The organism is Aeromicrobium sp. PFPM2_SD2, assembly GCF_057364525.1.
This window is the reverse complement of sequence record NZ_JBNFNZ010000794.1, coordinates 1-583: the sequence shown is the minus strand read 5'-3', so window position 1 is coordinate 583 and position 583 is coordinate 1. Positions and strand designations below refer to the sequence as shown.

General features: G+C 74.1%; 1 protein-coding gene. It reads left to right on the top strand.

Annotated elements, in window-relative coordinates:
* The first annotated feature begins 160 nt into the window (after window positions 1–160).
* Window positions 161–436, top strand: a complete 276-nt coding sequence (locus AC2W7G_RS18160; RefSeq protein ID WP_485869663.1) for an Lrp/AsnC family transcriptional regulator — start codon at window positions 161–163, stop codon at window positions 434–436.
* Window positions 437–583 lie beyond the last annotated feature (147 nt).

Sequence of the window (583 nt, the reverse complement as noted above, 5' to 3'; positions counted from 1 at the left end):
GACCGAGGTGCTGCTGCGCTGGCTGGAGTCCGACGGCGTGCGGATGGTGCGCGGCACCTGGCAGTGCGCCGCCCGGGGCGCCCAGCGCCACCTCGCGACGTGGGCGCCGGACCCGTCGGCCTCGCCCGGCGGCGTCCTCGCCGCGCGGTAGCCTGACGACGTGATCACGGCCATCGTCTTCATCCACGCCGACGTCTCGCGCCTCGACGAGGTGGCCGAGCAGGTCGCCGCCGTCGAGGGGGTCAGCGAGGTCTACTCCGTCACCGGGGAGCTCGACCTCGTCGCCATGGTGCGGGTGCGCAGCCACGACGACATCGCGCGCGTCGTCACCGGCAAGGTCAACAAGGTGCCGGGCATCGTGTCGACGCAGACCCAGATCGCGTTCCGCACCTTCAGCCGCCACGACCTCGAGGACGCGTTCAGCATCGGCCTGTGAGGCCGGGGGCTACGCCTCGACGAGGGCCTGCGTCGTGCGGGCCCAGCGGTCCAGCACCGCGGCCGCGGCACCGGAGTCGACCGCCTCGGTCGCCCGCTCCAGGCCCGCGCGCAGACGCTCGGTCAGCGGTCCGGTCGTGCCCTCGTG